The 14,966-nt window shown below is 40.6% G+C and carries 16 protein-coding genes; 11 read left to right on the plus strand and 5 right to left on the minus strand.

From position 1 onward, the window contains the following. The first annotated feature begins 50 nt into the window (after positions 1–50). Both J8M00_RS05410 and J8M00_RS05415 read left to right on the plus strand, forming a co-directional pair. Positions 51–1,217 carry an alpha/beta hydrolase gene (locus J8M00_RS05410; RefSeq protein WP_348772546.1) on the plus strand — a complete coding sequence of 389 codons (1,167 nt, stop codon included), beginning with the start codon at positions 51–53 and terminating at the stop codon, positions 1,215–1,217. A gap of 521 nt (positions 1,218–1,738) precedes the next feature. Further along, positions 1,739–2,026 carry a hypothetical protein gene (locus J8M00_RS05415; RefSeq protein ID WP_211009320.1) on the plus strand — a complete coding sequence of 96 codons (288 nt, stop codon included), beginning with the start codon at positions 1,739–1,741 and terminating at the stop codon, positions 2,024–2,026. A 120-nt stretch (positions 2,027–2,146) separates the two neighbouring features. Here the strand turns inward: J8M00_RS05415 and J8M00_RS05420 are convergent, their stop codons facing one another. Further along, on the minus strand, positions 2,147–2,431 hold the full coding sequence (locus J8M00_RS05420) for a transcriptional regulator (RefSeq protein WP_211009321.1): 285 nt from the start codon (positions 2,429–2,431) through the stop codon (positions 2,147–2,149). Position 2,432: 1 nt separating this feature from the next. After that, on the minus strand, positions 2,433–2,903 hold the full coding sequence (locus tag J8M00_RS05425) for a hypothetical protein (RefSeq protein WP_211009322.1): 471 nt from the start codon (positions 2,901–2,903) through the stop codon (positions 2,433–2,435). A 212-nt stretch (positions 2,904–3,115) separates the two neighbouring features. On the opposite strand from J8M00_RS05425, the gene J8M00_RS05430 reads away from it, so the two are divergent. The 9 genes from J8M00_RS05430 (at position 3,116) to J8M00_RS05470 (ending at position 10,745) form a co-directional block, all read left to right on the plus strand. Further along, positions 3,116–3,991: an alpha/beta hydrolase family protein gene (locus tag J8M00_RS05430; RefSeq protein ID WP_211009323.1), complete on the plus strand. Its 876-nt coding sequence runs from the start codon at positions 3,116–3,118 to the stop codon at positions 3,989–3,991. A 115-nt stretch (positions 3,992–4,106) separates the two neighbouring features. Then, the gene (locus J8M00_RS05435) at positions 4,107–4,514 is read left to right on the plus strand and encodes a GFA family protein (protein ID WP_247687232.1); all 408 of its coding nucleotides are present in this window, start codon (positions 4,107–4,109) and stop codon (positions 4,512–4,514) included. A gap of 75 nt (positions 4,515–4,589) precedes the next feature. Next, on the plus strand, positions 4,590–4,805 hold the full coding sequence (locus J8M00_RS05440; RefSeq protein ID WP_211009324.1) for a hypothetical protein: 216 nt from the start codon (positions 4,590–4,592) through the stop codon (positions 4,803–4,805). 345 nt (positions 4,806–5,150) lie between these two features. Next, the gene (locus J8M00_RS05445; protein WP_211009325.1) at positions 5,151–5,345 is read left to right on the plus strand and encodes a hypothetical protein; all 195 of its coding nucleotides are present in this window, start codon (positions 5,151–5,153) and stop codon (positions 5,343–5,345) included. Positions 5,346–6,144: 799 nt separating this feature from the next. After that, on the plus strand, positions 6,145–8,043 hold the full coding sequence (locus J8M00_RS05450; RefSeq protein ID WP_211009326.1) for a S9 family peptidase: 1,899 nt from the start codon (positions 6,145–6,147) through the stop codon (positions 8,041–8,043). 306 nt (positions 8,044–8,349) lie between these two features. Then, a complete protein-coding gene (locus tag J8M00_RS05455) occupies positions 8,350–8,799 on the plus strand; it encodes a DUF6174 domain-containing protein (protein WP_211009327.1) in 450 nt (149 codons plus the stop codon). A gap of 264 nt (positions 8,800–9,063) precedes the next feature. Beyond that, positions 9,064–9,390, plus strand: a complete 327-nt coding sequence (locus J8M00_RS05460; RefSeq protein WP_211009328.1) for a hypothetical protein — start codon at positions 9,064–9,066, stop codon at positions 9,388–9,390. Positions 9,391–9,629: 239 nt separating this feature from the next. After that, complete coding sequence (locus J8M00_RS05465) at positions 9,630–9,953, plus strand: hypothetical protein (protein WP_211009329.1); 324 nt, start codon at positions 9,630–9,632, stop codon at positions 9,951–9,953. A gap of 336 nt (positions 9,954–10,289) precedes the next feature. Then, complete coding sequence (locus tag J8M00_RS05470; RefSeq protein ID WP_211009330.1) at positions 10,290–10,745, plus strand: SRPBCC family protein; 456 nt, start codon at positions 10,290–10,292, stop codon at positions 10,743–10,745. Between the two features lie 95 nt (positions 10,746–10,840). On the opposite strand, the gene J8M00_RS05475 is transcribed toward J8M00_RS05470, so the two are convergent. From J8M00_RS05475 to J8M00_RS05485, 3 genes are all read right to left on the minus strand, one after another. Continuing rightward, positions 10,841–12,196 (minus strand): hypothetical protein, encoded by a 1,356-nt coding sequence (locus J8M00_RS05475; protein ID WP_211009331.1) that lies wholly within the window; start codon positions 12,194–12,196, stop codon positions 10,841–10,843. A gap of 44 nt (positions 12,197–12,240) precedes the next feature. Beyond that, on the minus strand, positions 12,241–12,438 hold the full coding sequence (locus J8M00_RS05480; protein ID WP_211009332.1) for a hypothetical protein: 198 nt from the start codon (positions 12,436–12,438) through the stop codon (positions 12,241–12,243). Between the two features lie 423 nt (positions 12,439–12,861). Further along, on the minus strand, positions 12,862–14,961 hold the full coding sequence (locus J8M00_RS05485) for a winged helix-turn-helix domain-containing protein (RefSeq protein ID WP_211009333.1): 2,100 nt from the start codon (positions 14,959–14,961) through the stop codon (positions 12,862–12,864). Positions 14,962–14,966 lie beyond the last annotated feature (5 nt).

Below are 14,966 nucleotides of genomic sequence, written 5' to 3' on the forward strand. Positions count from 1 at the left end.
AGTGTTAAATAGCGTAAATAAAAATAATAAATCAAGGAGATAATTTGAAAGTGTTTAAAGTCGTGTTGTGGTTGTCACTCATATTAGTCGCTAATGTCCAAGCGGGTGATGACTTTAGTATTGCCAAAAGTTACGAATTCAAATCAAAAACACTCAATGAAAATAGAAATATTGTCGTTTCCCTTCCTGATGGTTATGCGTCTTCAGATGCTCGATATCCAGTCATTTACCTGTTGGATGGGGTGCAAAACCTCAAGCATGTGGTTGGTAGCGTTGATGTATTGACCCGCGTAGGTAACATGCCGCCAAGCATTATTGTTGGTATAAAAAGTGAAAACAGGATGAAAGACTTCACACCTTCTCATGTGGCTGAGATAGAAGAGAGTGGTGGTGCAAAGCAGTTTTTAAGTTTTCTAGAAAATGAATTAGTCCCTTTTATTGATAGTAAATATCGAACCAATAAATTTCGAGTTTTAGAGGGGCATTCGGTTGCGGGTCTGTTTACTGCCTATGCTTGGATGCAGTCACCTACGCTGTTTGATGCATATATTGTGATGGCCCCTGCGTTTTGGTGGAATAATGAACAGCTTACACGCGACGTTAAAGCATTTTTAGCTGATAACCCGACGCTAGAAAAGACATTATATTTTGGTGTCGGTAAAGAAGATGGAAATAGACATTCTCAAAAACGTTTTGTAGAAGAGATAGCAAAGGCGAGTCAACACAAGCTTCGCTTGGCGCATAAAGAGTTTGATGATGAAGGCCATATGTCGGGGCCTCTTTTAACCAATTATTTTGCTTTGAAGTTTATTTTTTCTGATATGAAACTACCCCAAGCAATTCGTGACAACTACAGTGACGCTAAATTTCTGGCCCATGAAACTACTATCATGGAAAAATACGGAGAATTAGCAAGGCAAGCTCAAGAAGTGTATGTGCCACTTGCAATGGAACTGATGAAACAGAAAAACTACCAAGGGGCAGTCACTGTTTTTAGGCGTAATGCACAAGCGTATGAAATGAATAACTACCCGCAAAATTATGTCTGGTTAGCTGAAGCACTAGAGAAAAATAACGAACTGGCGGCGGCAATGAAGGTCTATAAACAGGCTTATGAATTATCGCAGAAAACAGGTTATGGTGAGTCAGAGAAGTATCTAATTAAAGCTAACGAACTAAAAGACGCATTGAAATCAAGCGACAATCAAGCGAACTAAATCTACCTCTCCCATTTGGCCATGCAAATGGGACACTCCTACTACGTGAGCCCACTACGGTGCAGCCATCGTTGATAAAAAGTATGCTCGACTGTATGATGCGTGTAATAAATTTAACGATATCGGGTACTTAACTTGTTGTATCTGACGACTGTAGTGATAGTGTTAAATATGGATATTAAATGAAGTTGGTTGTATCTGCTGTTGTGTTCTTTGTTTTCTTTTTCAACTCCAATAAAGTTTGGGGCCGGATAAATTCATGCATGGGTGAATGTGCAGAAATGCTTAATGAATTATCAGGAGGCAGCACGGGTATGCTATTATTTAAAACCATTATGTTCGTATTTTTCGGCTTATACCTCATTGTTAAAATCCACGATAAATGGTTTAAGTAAAACCAGTAAATGCCACTTAAACAATGGGTTTGACTCAATCCGATGAGGGAACACTATTTTATGCCATCGGTATAGAAATCAATATAGTTAATATCTGGTTTTTTAGTAGAGTGAAAGTAAAGTTTTATGAAAGTCCAAATAAGCCGTTTTTCCGGGCATCAAACGAGTAAAATACTAGCCCTGATGTTCGCTTTGATGACAGTTCCATTCATGCTTGTAGGTGTAATGGGGGTGCTATTTGCTCCGAACACTGAACAAGACGGCCCAATCTTCCCATTTATATTGTTTATCATTTTACCGCTTATATATGGGGTTATGGGGTATATTTTTAATCGATTCTTTTGTTTTATATACAACTTTTCAGCGAAGCGCGTAGGTGGTATTGAATTTGAGACAGAGGAAAAAAGTGATTGAGCAATAGAGTCTAACTTGGTTTAAAATTTTTCTACCTCATGACACGAGTTTTTGAGTTGTTAGAAATGCCATGCGCCGGATAGCGTTTTCTATGCGGCGCAAGGTAGTCGCATAGAAAACTCAGCTGGTATTGATGATGTTTTGCAGTGCTGAAACATGGCTTTCAAACGCTGACTGGCCTTTATCAGTTAATGATATCCAAGTTCGGGGTCGCCCATTATGGTTACGTTTTTTGGTTTCTATATAGCCAATATCTTCAAGGGCTTTCAGTTGCTTTGACAGTACAGAGTCGCTCACATCAAGTTGTGTTTTTATCAGTTTAAAATCTAGCTCAGCACTGGTAACCAGCATGGCACAAATTCTTAGTCTATTGGGGGCATGAATAACAGGGTCTAGCTCTGGCATACTATTTATCCTCAACCATGACTTCTCCTGTAGGCAGCTTCACAAGCAACCAAAACATTGCAATACAGGCCGCTAACGCACAAAAATATGGCGCCCAATCAATCCCAAATTCGGTACGTAAAAATCGGCTACAAAACCCAAGACCGGCAAAGCCAAACGTGGCATAAAGGTTGATTTTTTCAGCGGTTTTGGAACGTGGGAAAAGTCGAATTTTAATGCCTTGAAGCCGATACAGGTAAAAATACAATGTGCAAGAAAGGGCAAACAGTAAGGTGCCGACAATAATTGCCAGCGCCCAATTGTTTTCATGCTCAGTCATACCATAGCCAAAGAAAATAGCCGCGTAGCTTGCGCTCATTGTGAATCTTAACCAAATGGGTGGCGTATATTCAACGAGAATGTTTTGTTGAGAATTACGGACGGCATCCAATGCATCTTTTGCTTCTGGCCCCGAGGGGATATTTTCATTCATTGTTTTATTCCTTTACTTTCCAGTGTGGAAAGTTAGTGTAGATCATAACTTTCCACTTTGGCAAGTATAAGTTTTCCATAATGGAAAGTTATCTGTGTGCTTTGTAATAAGCGTTTATAGAGCAATAACTCAGATAATTACCTGTGTGATCTTGCTAACTGGTAATACCACTTGTAAGCTAAAGTGAGTTTGCCTTCAATTCAGATACACTTATGCAGAGCTTTTCGAGTCAAGAAATAACAATAAATTGTGAAGATGGCTATCCTTTGGCCGCAACCTTGTATAAACCGAAAAATGTCACTAAAGGTGCTGTTTTACTGGGACCTGCGACGGGAATAAAACGTCAATTTTATACGTCGTTTGCCGAGTTTTTAGCCGAACATGGCTATGGTGTTTTGAGCTACGATAATCGTGGCATAGGTCAATCCTTGCACGGCTCTATAGATAAGCACACCGCTAGCTTGCAGTGTTGGGGCCAGCTCGATCAACCAGCCGCCATTGAAGCGCTAACGAGCGCGTTTCCTCAGTCTAGTTACCACCTTGTGGGTCACAGTGCTGGAGGTCAGTTGATCGGACTAGCGCCAAATGCATTTAAATTATCGTCGATGTTTAACTTTGCGAGTTCTTCTGGTCGGCTTCTCAATATGAAGTTGAAAGATCAGTTTAAATCTCACTTTTTTATGAACATGTTCATTCCCTTTTCCAACTTTTTATTTGGTCATACGAAATCTCAATGGTTTGGTATGGGAGAGCCGCTGCCATCGGCGGTTGGTGCGCAGTGGCGGTCGTGGTGTAATGGCGGTGGTTATGTAAAAACGGCATTTGGAAAATCGGTTGAAAAGCACTATTTCGACGAGCTTACGTTTCCTGCTATGTGGGTCAATGCAGTGGACGATTTCATTGCGAATGATAAAAATGTCCAGGACATGATGGCGGTCAGTCCAAATATTAAAAGCCAAACTCTCACACTAGACCCAATAGAATATGGGCTAAAAGAAATTGGTCACATGAAGTTTTTTAGTCGAAAGTCCAGTGTGTTGTGGCAAATTCCTTTGCAGTGGTTAGATAAACACACTGGTAGTAAATAATATTGGTTATTGTTAGAGTGAGAAGAAGGTAACCGGGTTATTTATTGCGCTTATATGCCTTGATAAATGACATCAATCGCTGGTACAAAGCATAGAGAATGGGAGATAGATGAGCATGAGTGACTGTTATCTAGGTTCTTGTTTGTGTGGTGGTGTACGGTACTCTGTCACAGGTTTTAGCGATCAAGTAGCGAACTGTCATTGTTCGATGTGTCGTAAATTCCATGGCGCAGCATATGGCACTTTGGTAGGCGTCCAAGGGTTAAAGTGGCTATCTGGAACTGAGTTAATTAAAGAGTTTGTCGCACCTAATGAAACTATTCGCACATTTTGTTCTAACTGCGGATCAAGTCTAGGGTTTCGAGTCAATGGTGCGGCACTTGAAAACATTGAGTTAGCAATATCGACATTTGATGTTGATATCCCGGTCAAAGTAGACGCTCAAATTTACACAGATTATAAAGCCAATTGGTGCGAGCTACAGTCTGGATTGCCCACATTTGCCGAAGGGCGAAAAGGGTAACTGAGTATTCACGCTGCTTAATTTGTTTTGTAGACAGAACACATATTTCTACAATCGTCACAAAAGGATATATAGATGGAACTAAAAAGCGACAAGGGATCAGACAATAAATTGCAAGGCAAGTATATTGGGCTAGGGGTTGCAATTGGCGCAGGTTTTGGGTGTGTTGTGGGTATTTTAGTTGGGGTCTCCTTCGATTTACTGCCTTTCATGGGCGTTGCTACTGGCGCTGGAGTCGCGATTGGTGTTTCTGTAGGTCTTGCCATTTACCGCTCAAAGCTCGACTCTTAAACTGACATTATGCAGTTAATCGTATGGCTCAATCCGGCATTAAGCTTATCAGGTGAGCCATGGTGTTTGTTATCAAAGTTTATGTTAAGTTGAAATCTCCCAAAAAGATGTGCAGGGTGCGCAAAAATAATACAGACATTTAAATTGAGCATACATTTGCGCTGTAAAATAGTATGTTAGTTAGGCTTTGCTATGTCTTGTGGTTTAAGTATGATGAATATTCATAGTTGCTTTTTATGGTATATGTGAGTGTATCCAGAGGTAGCGAAATCTTAAAAAACGTCACTCACATTGAACAAAATAAATGTTTAGTAAATTTAGCAATAAACTTATTGGAGATGGAATATGGATTTTACAAGCATCATAGATGGTCTGATCCTTTTGTTAAGCGGTGTTATGATTGTTTTGTTCAGTAAAGGGGTAATATTTTCTGGGTTAACGCAGCGAGAACAGAGCTTTGGGCTAGAAAAGCCAACGTTTATTGTTGGAGCAATAATGACTGCGGTTGGGGTACTTGCAATCATCACTGACATTTTATAAGTCTTTCGGTTTTTTCTGCTTAGTCAAATTTTTGAGTGTAGGGAACTTCTTGGTATATCAGCCGCGCTGAACGGGCTATTAAGTGTTTGTGCCAATAAACACTAGCAGCGCGTAACATTTATGGCAAACGCTTAAACAGGCGCTCGTAGCGCCTGATGTTTGTATCAATAATTATGCTTCATGAACTGTTTTTGTCGGATCACAAAGCGTTGTAGGTAACGTAATTCTTACTGTCGCAACCGTACCCCATGCGCCATTTATTTTTTTGTTTGTGTTGGGTTTAATTGATTGGTTGTAGAGAGTATTTTTAGATTAGTCTTTTTTAAATTCATTTTTATTTCCTTTTTCTTTTTTCGTTGTTAGCAGTATTGAAAGGTAACCTATTCTTCGCTCTTGTTTCAAATGGAATATATTTTCAGCTTATTTTGAATATTAATATGTCTAACAAATTTGAGAAGAATTTTTCCGGCCTGTATTTTTTTAATGCAATTCTTGGAATGGTTGAGTAAAAATCTACCCGCAGTGAGCGTTTGGACTTGAATATTTTTCGGTATTCAAATGCTTTTTAGCGCGGTAAAAGCTGAATTATCAATTTATGTCTGTATGTAATTTGTTTGCCTGCTATGTTTGTGTCATATGCTGCGTGAGTTTTAATTGGTTTTTGGGCGAGTTGAAAGCGATGAGCTTTAATATTTGCGTTAATTCAGGTTTATGTGACAAGTTTATTACCTAAATCTCTTTTAAGCGCCTGCCGATTTATGTAGTCTAGACGCGTTTTTATTTTTGGAGGCATTTCGCCATGTTGCGAGTTCTTTTATCTGCAAGTATAGGCCTTGCAGTGAGTGCAGGTGTGTCAGCTCAAGAGGTGATGACCCCTGAAAAACTTTGGCAAGTAAAACGTGTGACAGCGTTGGGACTAAATAAAGAAAAAACACACGTCATCTACAGCGTCACAACACCAAGTGTTGCAAACAATGATTTTGCCAGTAAAGTGTACCAAGTTCCTGTGAAAGGTGGTAAATCTCAGTTACTAAACGCCTATCAAGGCCTATTAGTCGATAGTAATATCTCACCTGATGGCAGTAAGAAGTTGTTTCATGAAAAAGTTAATGTGGAGTCGGTATTAGCAGCTCATCGACACAAAGACTTGTCACAAGCAAACGCCTATGTATTTGACGACTTAAACTATCGCCATTGGGATACATGGAATGACGGCGGCTTCAAGCATGTATTTTACCAAGATCTAGTGACTGAGAAAAAAGTCGATATCATGGAAGGCAAGCCATATTCTAGTCCTACTTCTCCTTTTGGTGGCTCTAGTGATTATATTTGGGGTCCTAAAGGCGAAAACATTTACTACGTGAGTAAAAAGCTAGAGGGCACTGAATACGTTACCAGTACCAATACAGATATCTATCGTTATAATCTAGCAAGTAAAAAAACCACTAACCTTACACAAAACAATTTGGGTTACGACAAAAGTCCTGCGTTTTCCGCAAAAGGTCATTTGGCTTGGCTACAAATGGACAAGGCAGGCTATGAGGCTGATAAAAACGACATCATAGTGCGCATCAAAAATAAAAAAGTCAATTTGACTGAACACTGGGATGGCACTGTAAACAGTTTTAAATGGAGCCCTGATGGCAAACGTATTTACTTTGTTGCCCCAATAGACGGCACCATTCAGCTGTTCCAAGTATCAGTAAGCGCCAAATCTAAACCAAAGATCAAACAGCTTACTAAAGGTCAATATGATGTGAACGGCATTGTGGCAGCACTAGACAAGCAGCTGGTAGTGACTCGTAGCAGTATGAATCGAGCGTCAGAGATCTTTCGTTTTGATCTGCGCAAGAAAAACCTAACGCCACTGACGAAGGTTAACGATACTTTGTATGCTGATCTTGACTTGCCAACAGTGAAGAAGCATATGGTGACCACTAAAGATGGTCAGGAAATGTTAACTTGGGTGATCTATCCGCCAAACTTTGACGAAAGTAAAAAGTATCCAACACTTCTTTATCTTCAAGGTGGACCTCAATCTGCATTATCTCAGTTTTATTCGTTCCGCTGGAATTTCCAAGTGATGGCATCGCAAGGTTACATTGTTGTTGCGCCAAACCGTCGTGGTATGCCGGGTCATGGTGTGAAGTGGAATGAAGACATCACGCAGGATTGGGGAGGTAAAGCAATGCAAGATTACCTAGATGCGATTGATGATGTTGCAAAAGCTCCCTATGTAGACAAAAAGCGCATTGGTGCGATCGGTGCAAGCTTTGGTGGTTATTCAGCGTTTTACCTAGCTGGCAACCACGATGGGCGCTTTAAGACCTTTATCTCGCACTGTGGTATTTTTGACCTTCGCAGCATGTATGGCACAACTGAAGAGCTATTTTTCGTGAATCATGAATTTGGTGGCCCATATTGGGAGCAAAGCAATGCATCGATCAACCAGACTTATAATGAGTTCAACCCGATTAATTTTGTAGACAAGTGGGATGCACCCATGTTTGTGATCCATGGCGGTAAAGATTACCGAGTACCACTAGGTCAAGGGATCCAAGCATTCCAAGCAGCAAAATTACGTGGCTTGGAAAGCCGTTTCTTGTATTTTCCAGAAGAAAACCATTGGGTACTGACGCCGCAAAACGGTATTGTGTGGCAGCGTGAGTTCTTTAAATGGTTGGAAGATACGCTGTAGACATTTATCTAAGATTTTTCTAAGAAAATGCAAAAAAACCTGAGCGCTTAGCTGTGCTCAGGTTTTTTTATTGATAGCTTTGTTGTGTTCTCCGCGGATTGCTAGCCACTCAATACAGCGAGGTAAAACCTTTGAAATCACTTGGTATGACTTAATATCTTATATTCTGAAACGCGAGATTGAGCACTTTTATCCAATCAAGTATATTTTTATAAAAGTTGTTTGTGTATCGACCGCAGCGAAACTGAATAACTTCGCGCAGGAATGAAAGGCAGTAAGAAAAAAATGATAATAATAAGGTGCACTATGCAATTATCTCTTTCTCGAAACCCTTATTTAATTTGTATTGTGCTCGGTGCAGTTACTGCAATTGTGTTTAGTTTTTGGGTTATTGCCTACCACTCAATAACAGGGAAAACACATGACAGGGTTAAAAAGCAACAGAGTATTTGGTTGCACAAGGAGCCGGTGAGTTATAGTTACACAGCCTATGCAGGGTGCATGCACTCGATTGTTTCCAAAGTTGTAGTGATTGACGGCAACACATTTTTTGAAAAGGCCGCGCCAGAGGAGGATAGGCTGGTGATTGAGGCGTTTTTTGAAGCTGCATCGAAAGGGCTCTATGAGGCGTCGAGTATAGAAATAAAGTACCATTCAGAGTATGGCTTTCCCGAGCTAATTGAAGTGGATTGGGACAAGCACGTTATTGACGATGAGTGCTTTTACAGGATTGAAAAGTTTAAACTTATTGAATAGTAAAATGGAATCTGTGGGCGAATTAATCAAAGCAGTTTGTTATTCCCTATGCCATATCATCGCGAGTGGATAGGATCTGAAAAGTCACCTAGTTGAGAGTGTCTGAGTACTATTCGAAGAAAGCAAAACAATATCAAAAACATAAAAGTCTATGCTGATGATAGGTCTTCAATGACTCTCAGTGGGGCTATTGCATTTTGTATTAATATGATTGAGCTTTACTTAGTCCGAAGCTGCTGTGGTCACACATAGGAAAGATAAAATATGAGCAAAGTTATGATTTTCATCTTTTTGCTGAGCTATACGAGTTATACACAAGCAATCAGTAAGCAGTGGAACGAGTTAAATAGGCACTATCATGAGTCACTGGTACAGCAACAATACGATACTGCGCTGCAAGTGGCTTTAGAACTAAATAAGATAGACCCTGTTGATACCCAGGTTTTGCTTTATATTGTTTTTGCTTCAATTAAACTAAAAAGGAAAGTACCTAGTTGGGTCATGTCCGAGCCTTGGCCGAACGCAACAGATCAAGACAAATTTAATCGCAAGCTAGCTGAACAATTGATGGGAAATAAGCGTTCAATATAAGGGTAAGAATACGTATTTGAGCTTTTCCTTTATATTTCTAATCTCTTATGGATAGTCTGAGCATTTGGTATGTACATGCTCTCCCTAATTGTATCAAACTAGAGTTCGCAATTTATAATGGTACAATTTCAAGAAGTGAACATAAAAATAGACATCTACATCACCAAAAATACGATAGATTTGGTGTTTAACTGAGCAGAACTCGAAAATCACATTGTAGTAAATCTAAGGGAACAATTATGCGAAGTGTTATTGCAATCTTTCTTATGCTTATCTTATTGCAAGGGTGCGATATAGGTGGGTCTATATCCGGCATGTTGGAAAAGCAACAATTGGCAGAGCAACACATAAAATCAAAGTATGGCTGGGAGTCTAAGTTTGGTTATAGCATTGTCAATGGGACGCTTCAACAAGTCACTTTAATCGTGTTTTCAAATGACGTGCGTCAAACAACGGTGGCAGAACTGGAGCATGCTGCTGCGGAAGCTGTGTCATTGGCTTTTGACGACAAACCCCAAGCGATTTTTATTCAAATAGTTACTCAACCAGAGTACCTTAAGTAGTTACATTGCGCACAGTGAGACCAATTTAATTGTTTGCGGGTCTACAGTGATATTACAATGCTCAAATTGCAATTTCTTTAATAAGATAATTAAGTTATTGTAATTTGAGTAGATATATAGACTCAAAGCCTTCCTCCATATACAACCCATGTCGACAGTCGTACAGGCTGATAATCGCCAAGAAGATTTAATTTTGCCTGTCGGTATGACTAAACTGCGACTCAAAATTGTGTCACCGCATTTTATTCATATACTTAATGAAGTGGTGTGTCTAAACGCAGCGTGTAAATACCTAAAAGTATTCAATGGTGGAGCGACAGTAGAGGCTAATCAGCAATGCAAATATCTGAAAGTATAGACATCAAGAGTCCTAAAATGAGAGTTTGGTCGGTGATCACCGATATAGAAAATGCAGCGACCTGGCTATCAAATATAAAAAGTATAGAAATTATCGATAGTCCTGAAAGTGGTATCAATGGATTGAAATGGAAAGAAGTTCGCAATTTTTGTGGTAAAGAAGCGTCTGAAATTATGTGGATAACAAACTCTATTGAAAATGACCACTATTGCGTAAGGGCTGAAAGCCACGGTGCAGTGTATTTATCTCAATTAAGCATAAATGAGTCAGACGAGGTAACAACACTAACCATGTCATTTAAAGCTGAGCCACAAACATTTCTTGCAAAATTACTGTCCAAAATTATGAATCGTTTCGTTTTAAATTCATTGATAAAAGAAATTCAAAGGGACCTCAAAGATATAAAAGACTATGTTGAGAGAGCAAGTAATTGAATGGAAGTGGTACCATAGTGACATGGCTTTCTAGCAAAAAAGGGCCGCTCACGCTGAGCTAGCCCATTAACCCTGTTCATTTATATTGCAGGCAGTTATAGGGTAACGTTTTCTTGGTCAAACTGTAATTTTGCAGGGGTTTTTGCATCGGATACAGTCGCAAGTAGTGCGTTTGTCAGTGCTTCTTTGGCATCCGGTTTAGAGAGTGCTTGCGCGAGTACTTTGTCTAAAGCAGATTGCTCTTTTTTCTCGGATTCCCCCAAAGCGGCGCGTATTTTTGTTTTAACCGCGTGGGCCTGACACAGCGCTTTTGCACTGTTGTAATCTGCTATAAGCGTAAGTTCAGCCTCTTTAAATCGCGCGAGTATATAATTATTAATGACTGCAAAAATTGATGGGACTGTGTCGAGAATATTACGCAAGGTCTGGCTGTTATTGGACAGTAATCTTTCTGCGTAGTAGCCCAACGCCGCATTGACCGCGGCTGAACCTGCTAAAGATATGCCGGCAGTCGCAACCACGGCTGCGCCACCAAATACGGCAGAAACGCCAGCGAGTATTTTCAAGAAACAAGCAGCTAGCTTTTTGGCTAATGAGGGCGTATCCATTTTCTCTAATTGTCGATAGTGTTTTATTTTGTCGGCAAAAATTAGCAGACGAATGGCATTATTTAATAGCCATTGAGCTTTATCCTTTAGCACCTTTTGGTGTGGATGTAGGCTAACAAGCGTTGGCCAGTCAGCATCTTCAAAACCAACGCTTTTTAGTACAGCATTAATGGCTTCGACTGATGCCAGCCCCGTGCGATACTTATACATTGCTAAATGTAGGGGAAAATCACCTTCCGAAGGCATGATTTTTTTATCATTAAAATATATAGGCAGGAACTTATTCATTTCGTCCCCTTTAACCGGGGTGACACTAGCCTTTAATAGCGCTTGTTCTAGCGCTGGAAACTCCCACTTCATAAAGACTTCAAACTCATCCGCAAGGACTTCAATATCTTTGGCCAAGGCTTCTGCGTAGTCTTTATGCTCAACCTTGCCTCGGATCGTTGCGCCATTTTTGATGATATTGTTAAAGTCACCGCCATCGAACAAGGTTTTTCCCATCAGTGTTTTGTTGTATTCGGAGGTGCCCTCGTAGTTTGCAATGTTTTTATTTGAGTAAGTTTCGAGACTATTCGTGGTTGTTTTACCACCTTTATCTCGTTCTGAAAATAAGGCTCCACGGACCAAGATAGCGCAGCTGTTGTCATGTTTTTTTGACTTGACCATTTGCAGTGAATAAAACTCACCGTCTTTGAACTGCGCATCGAACATGGTGGTGATATCTTTCTCACTCTTTGCCGTTTTCGTTAGTCGCTTAAATGTTTCTGCATTTATTTCATGTGAGTCGAGTTCGCAGTGTCGATTCTTATAAGTTAACTCCGTAATCGTGCTTTTACTCATAATTTTTCTCCATATTCAATGCTAAGTGAGGTGGGGACCAATTGTTAGTTTTTGGATATTTCCTGATGACATAGGCAATACAGCCAACACTCTTCATCAAGGTATTGCGGGTCGATATCGACTTCTAAGTCGATTAGAGTATTTGATGAAGAAGTAGCACCTTGTTTTGAGATCTTTTTGGATTTGGTTGAAGTGGATTTTTTAGCACGCCTAATCACACGGACAACTCGTGTTTTACCCATATTTGCGTTCCTTTTAGATTTTTAGACTGGTTCAATCAGGATTTCGAAACAAGAAAGTAGTGAATTCAGTGTGGCCTAGTTGATGCACTCTATCTCAGTCAATTATCTTTATTTATCAGTCCTTTTTACCAAGAGTAAGTAAAGGAAGGCGTGAAAAAGGCGAATGCTCAACCATGTGATTTAGTGTCTGTAGGTGTAGTGGTACAATAAAAAAACAGCGTGTGATGTGCTTACACGATATGCTTGGTAACGCCCATGGGGAGAAGAGTGAACGTTTAGTTACGTCGGCTGTTAGTACTGCTGAAAACCCAAGTTAGACTAGGCTTTTCTAGGTCGCTTTTAAGCCAATAATTAATACCAACAGAGTAAAGAGTTAGCCTTATCAATAACTTGGGCAAAGAACGTTATCCGTTAAGGTGCAACTTACAGGCTAAGCTCAAAAATATCCTGATTCAGTTCAATCAACTGTTCAAGTAGCATTTGCTGGCCTTTGACATCCGATATTTTCCAAGCAAATGGCTTGAGGGGTTTTAATCGATTGAGCAGCTCGCCATTTAAGTCATACATAGACAGGTAGTCAGAGCGGCTGTCATAACTATAAAATTGGTCTTGGTGTAATACTAAACTGTTGCCATTGAGTGTCGGTATCGGTGTCGGCTTTTGTGGTTCTGAGTTCAGAGCTTGCTTAAAAACACGACCTTCGAAGTTACTAATATAGAGATTTTGCTCATAGACCCAAGCGGCTTTAACATCTGAAATCGGGTACTGAGTAAGATCAGAGGTGTCAATATCGAGCTCCCACAATGTGTCTCTAGATGGTTGTGTGGAGGTCACAAGTAGGCGCGAGGCATGATGCCAGCTTAGTACCTGTGTCAGTGGTATTTTTGTGTCGACTTCTAGGATCTTGCCCTTTAAATCAATGATGTTAAGTTTTCCATCATTCACTACCGCGATTTTTTTCCCGCTAGGAGACCAGCTTAATTGTTCAATTTCAATATGACCGACAAACTGGCTTAATTGTGTCGCCTGTTTGCCATCCCATAACCAGATTTGATCACGGCCACTGCGAGCAGAAACAAAGGCAATAAGCTCACCCTGAGGTTGATACTTTGCAAACTTCTCCCGACTCTTAGAGCGCGCGAAGCTAGGGTAAGGTTGAACATGTTGGTTTATTCCATTCTGTGTAGGCGCTGAGGGAGGTTCATAAAGAGGAATATGCGAAATATCAGTATCCTTATTGCCTGCAATAGTTAGAATATGGCTGCTTTTAGGGTGATACTGAGCACTGACAACTCCCTGAACTGTGGTGTTGTATGGAGTAAGCTTACCCTCTAAGCTTAGCTGATAGAGTTTGCCTTGTTTTATTGCCAGAAGCGACTCACCCGTTGATGAGAAACGTATAAAGAGCGGACCTTCTCCAGTGTCAGTGTCATCCAATTCAACAGGATTTTGCTGCGTCACTTTGCCTTTCGAATCGAGAATAGCTAAAACGTGTTCGCGTTGCTGGGTATAATAGAGTACAGCAAAGTAATTGTGCTGTGGCGCGTAATCATAGGTGTAAATTGAGTCCGTTGATGAGGTGAAGACTGCCCTGATCTTTTGGTCTATGGCATTGTAGTTAACTAAGGCAGGTCGGTTTTGCAGTGTGCTTAAAAAGGTGTAGTTGTGATTCGCCAGTGCGATGGGTCGCTCTATGGGTCTTTCTTGGCATTGATAGCGTACCGAAGATACTTGCGGCGCTACTAATGACTCAGCAAAGTCTAGCATGTTAATTTGCCAGCAATTAGCTTGGTGAGGCTCTGGGCTTTGCGTGTGTTGTTGGGTGCAATCACGCTGTTTTGTATAGATCACACTGCGGCCATCCGGAGTAAATCGTGTGTCGCGATAAAACCCTGCGTCGGCACTCAAGCGTGTTTCAACGCCTGATTGAATGTTTTTCGCCCAAATATGGCTTTGGCAGGATTGAACATGGCGGTTAAATACGATGTATTGTCCATCCGGGCTGTATGTAGCTTCACTTTCAAACGCGTCAGTAAAGGTTAATTGCTTTAATGCTTTGATATTGAGGGCTTGCGGCGCGGAGTTTATCAGGATAAGCAGCCCAGTTAGCAATACCATGCCACCCAATATCCCCCACACGAGCTGTTTATTGTGTAACACTAAAAACTGCTTGTTCACAGTATTTGGCGAGGGGGTGTCCATATCCCAGCGTACTTCGGTCATCAATCGGTACCCAATTTTAGGATGTGTCGCAATGATCCGTGGCGATTTAGCATCGTCACCAAGTACTTTACGCAGACGTGCGATACAACGCTGAAGTGCATTAGGGACTACTTCAGTGCCTTGCCAAACTTGTTCCATGATGTCTTGATGGCTCACCACGTGTTGTGCGTTTTGTGCAAGTAAGAGAAGCACTTGTAAAACCTTCGGCTCTACTTTAACACTTTGGTCTGCACTAATTATTTCTGAACGTGATAAATCAATGAGGTGATCTTCAATAAAAAAACGCTGTGGTGATGGCATAAATT

It is taken from the genome of Pseudoalteromonas luteoviolacea (assembly GCF_018100925.1).
GTDB lineage: Bacteria > Pseudomonadota > Gammaproteobacteria > Enterobacterales > Alteromonadaceae > Pseudoalteromonas > Pseudoalteromonas obscura.

What these genes read in the sequence shown, in the direction of transcription:
- J8M00_RS05455 (WP_211009327.1), top strand. Translation starts at nt 8,350, where the DNA reads ATGCAATTATCTCTTTCTCGAAACCCTTATTTAATTTGTATTGTGCTC.
- J8M00_RS05475 (WP_211009331.1), bottom strand. Translation starts at nt 12,196, where the DNA reads ATGAGTAAAAGCACGATTACGGAGTTAACTTATAAGAATCGACACTGC.
- J8M00_RS05480 (WP_211009332.1), bottom strand. Translation starts at nt 12,438, where the DNA reads ATGGGTAAAACACGAGTTGTCCGTGTGATTAGGCGTGCTAAAAAATCC.
- J8M00_RS05445 (WP_211009325.1), top strand. Translation starts at nt 5,151, where the DNA reads ATGGATTTTACAAGCATCATAGATGGTCTGATCCTTTTGTTAAGCGGT.
- J8M00_RS05440 (WP_211009324.1), top strand. Translation starts at nt 4,590, where the DNA reads ATGGAACTAAAAAGCGACAAGGGATCAGACAATAAATTGCAAGGCAAG.
- J8M00_RS05465 (WP_211009329.1), top strand. Translation starts at nt 9,630, where the DNA reads ATGCGAAGTGTTATTGCAATCTTTCTTATGCTTATCTTATTGCAAGGG.
- J8M00_RS05425 (WP_211009322.1), bottom strand. Translation starts at nt 2,903, where the DNA reads ATGAATGAAAATATCCCCTCGGGGCCAGAAGCAAAAGATGCATTGGAT.
- J8M00_RS05460 (WP_211009328.1), top strand. Translation starts at nt 9,064, where the DNA reads ATGAGCAAAGTTATGATTTTCATCTTTTTGCTGAGCTATACGAGTTAT.
- J8M00_RS05420 (WP_211009321.1), bottom strand. Translation starts at nt 2,431, where the DNA reads ATGCCAGAGCTAGACCCTGTTATTCATGCCCCCAATAGACTAAGAATT.
- J8M00_RS05470 (WP_211009330.1), top strand. Translation starts at nt 10,290, where the DNA reads ATGCAAATATCTGAAAGTATAGACATCAAGAGTCCTAAAATGAGAGTT.
- J8M00_RS05485 (WP_211009333.1), bottom strand. Translation starts at nt 14,961, where the DNA reads ATGCCATCACCACAGCGTTTTTTTATTGAAGATCACCTCATTGATTTA.
- J8M00_RS05430 (WP_211009323.1), top strand. Translation starts at nt 3,116, where the DNA reads ATGCAGAGCTTTTCGAGTCAAGAAATAACAATAAATTGTGAAGATGGC.
- J8M00_RS05435 (WP_247687232.1), top strand. Translation starts at nt 4,107, where the DNA reads ATGAGTGACTGTTATCTAGGTTCTTGTTTGTGTGGTGGTGTACGGTAC.
- J8M00_RS05415 (WP_211009320.1), top strand. Translation starts at nt 1,739, where the DNA reads ATGAAAGTCCAAATAAGCCGTTTTTCCGGGCATCAAACGAGTAAAATA.
- J8M00_RS05450 (WP_211009326.1), top strand. Translation starts at nt 6,145, where the DNA reads ATGTTGCGAGTTCTTTTATCTGCAAGTATAGGCCTTGCAGTGAGTGCA.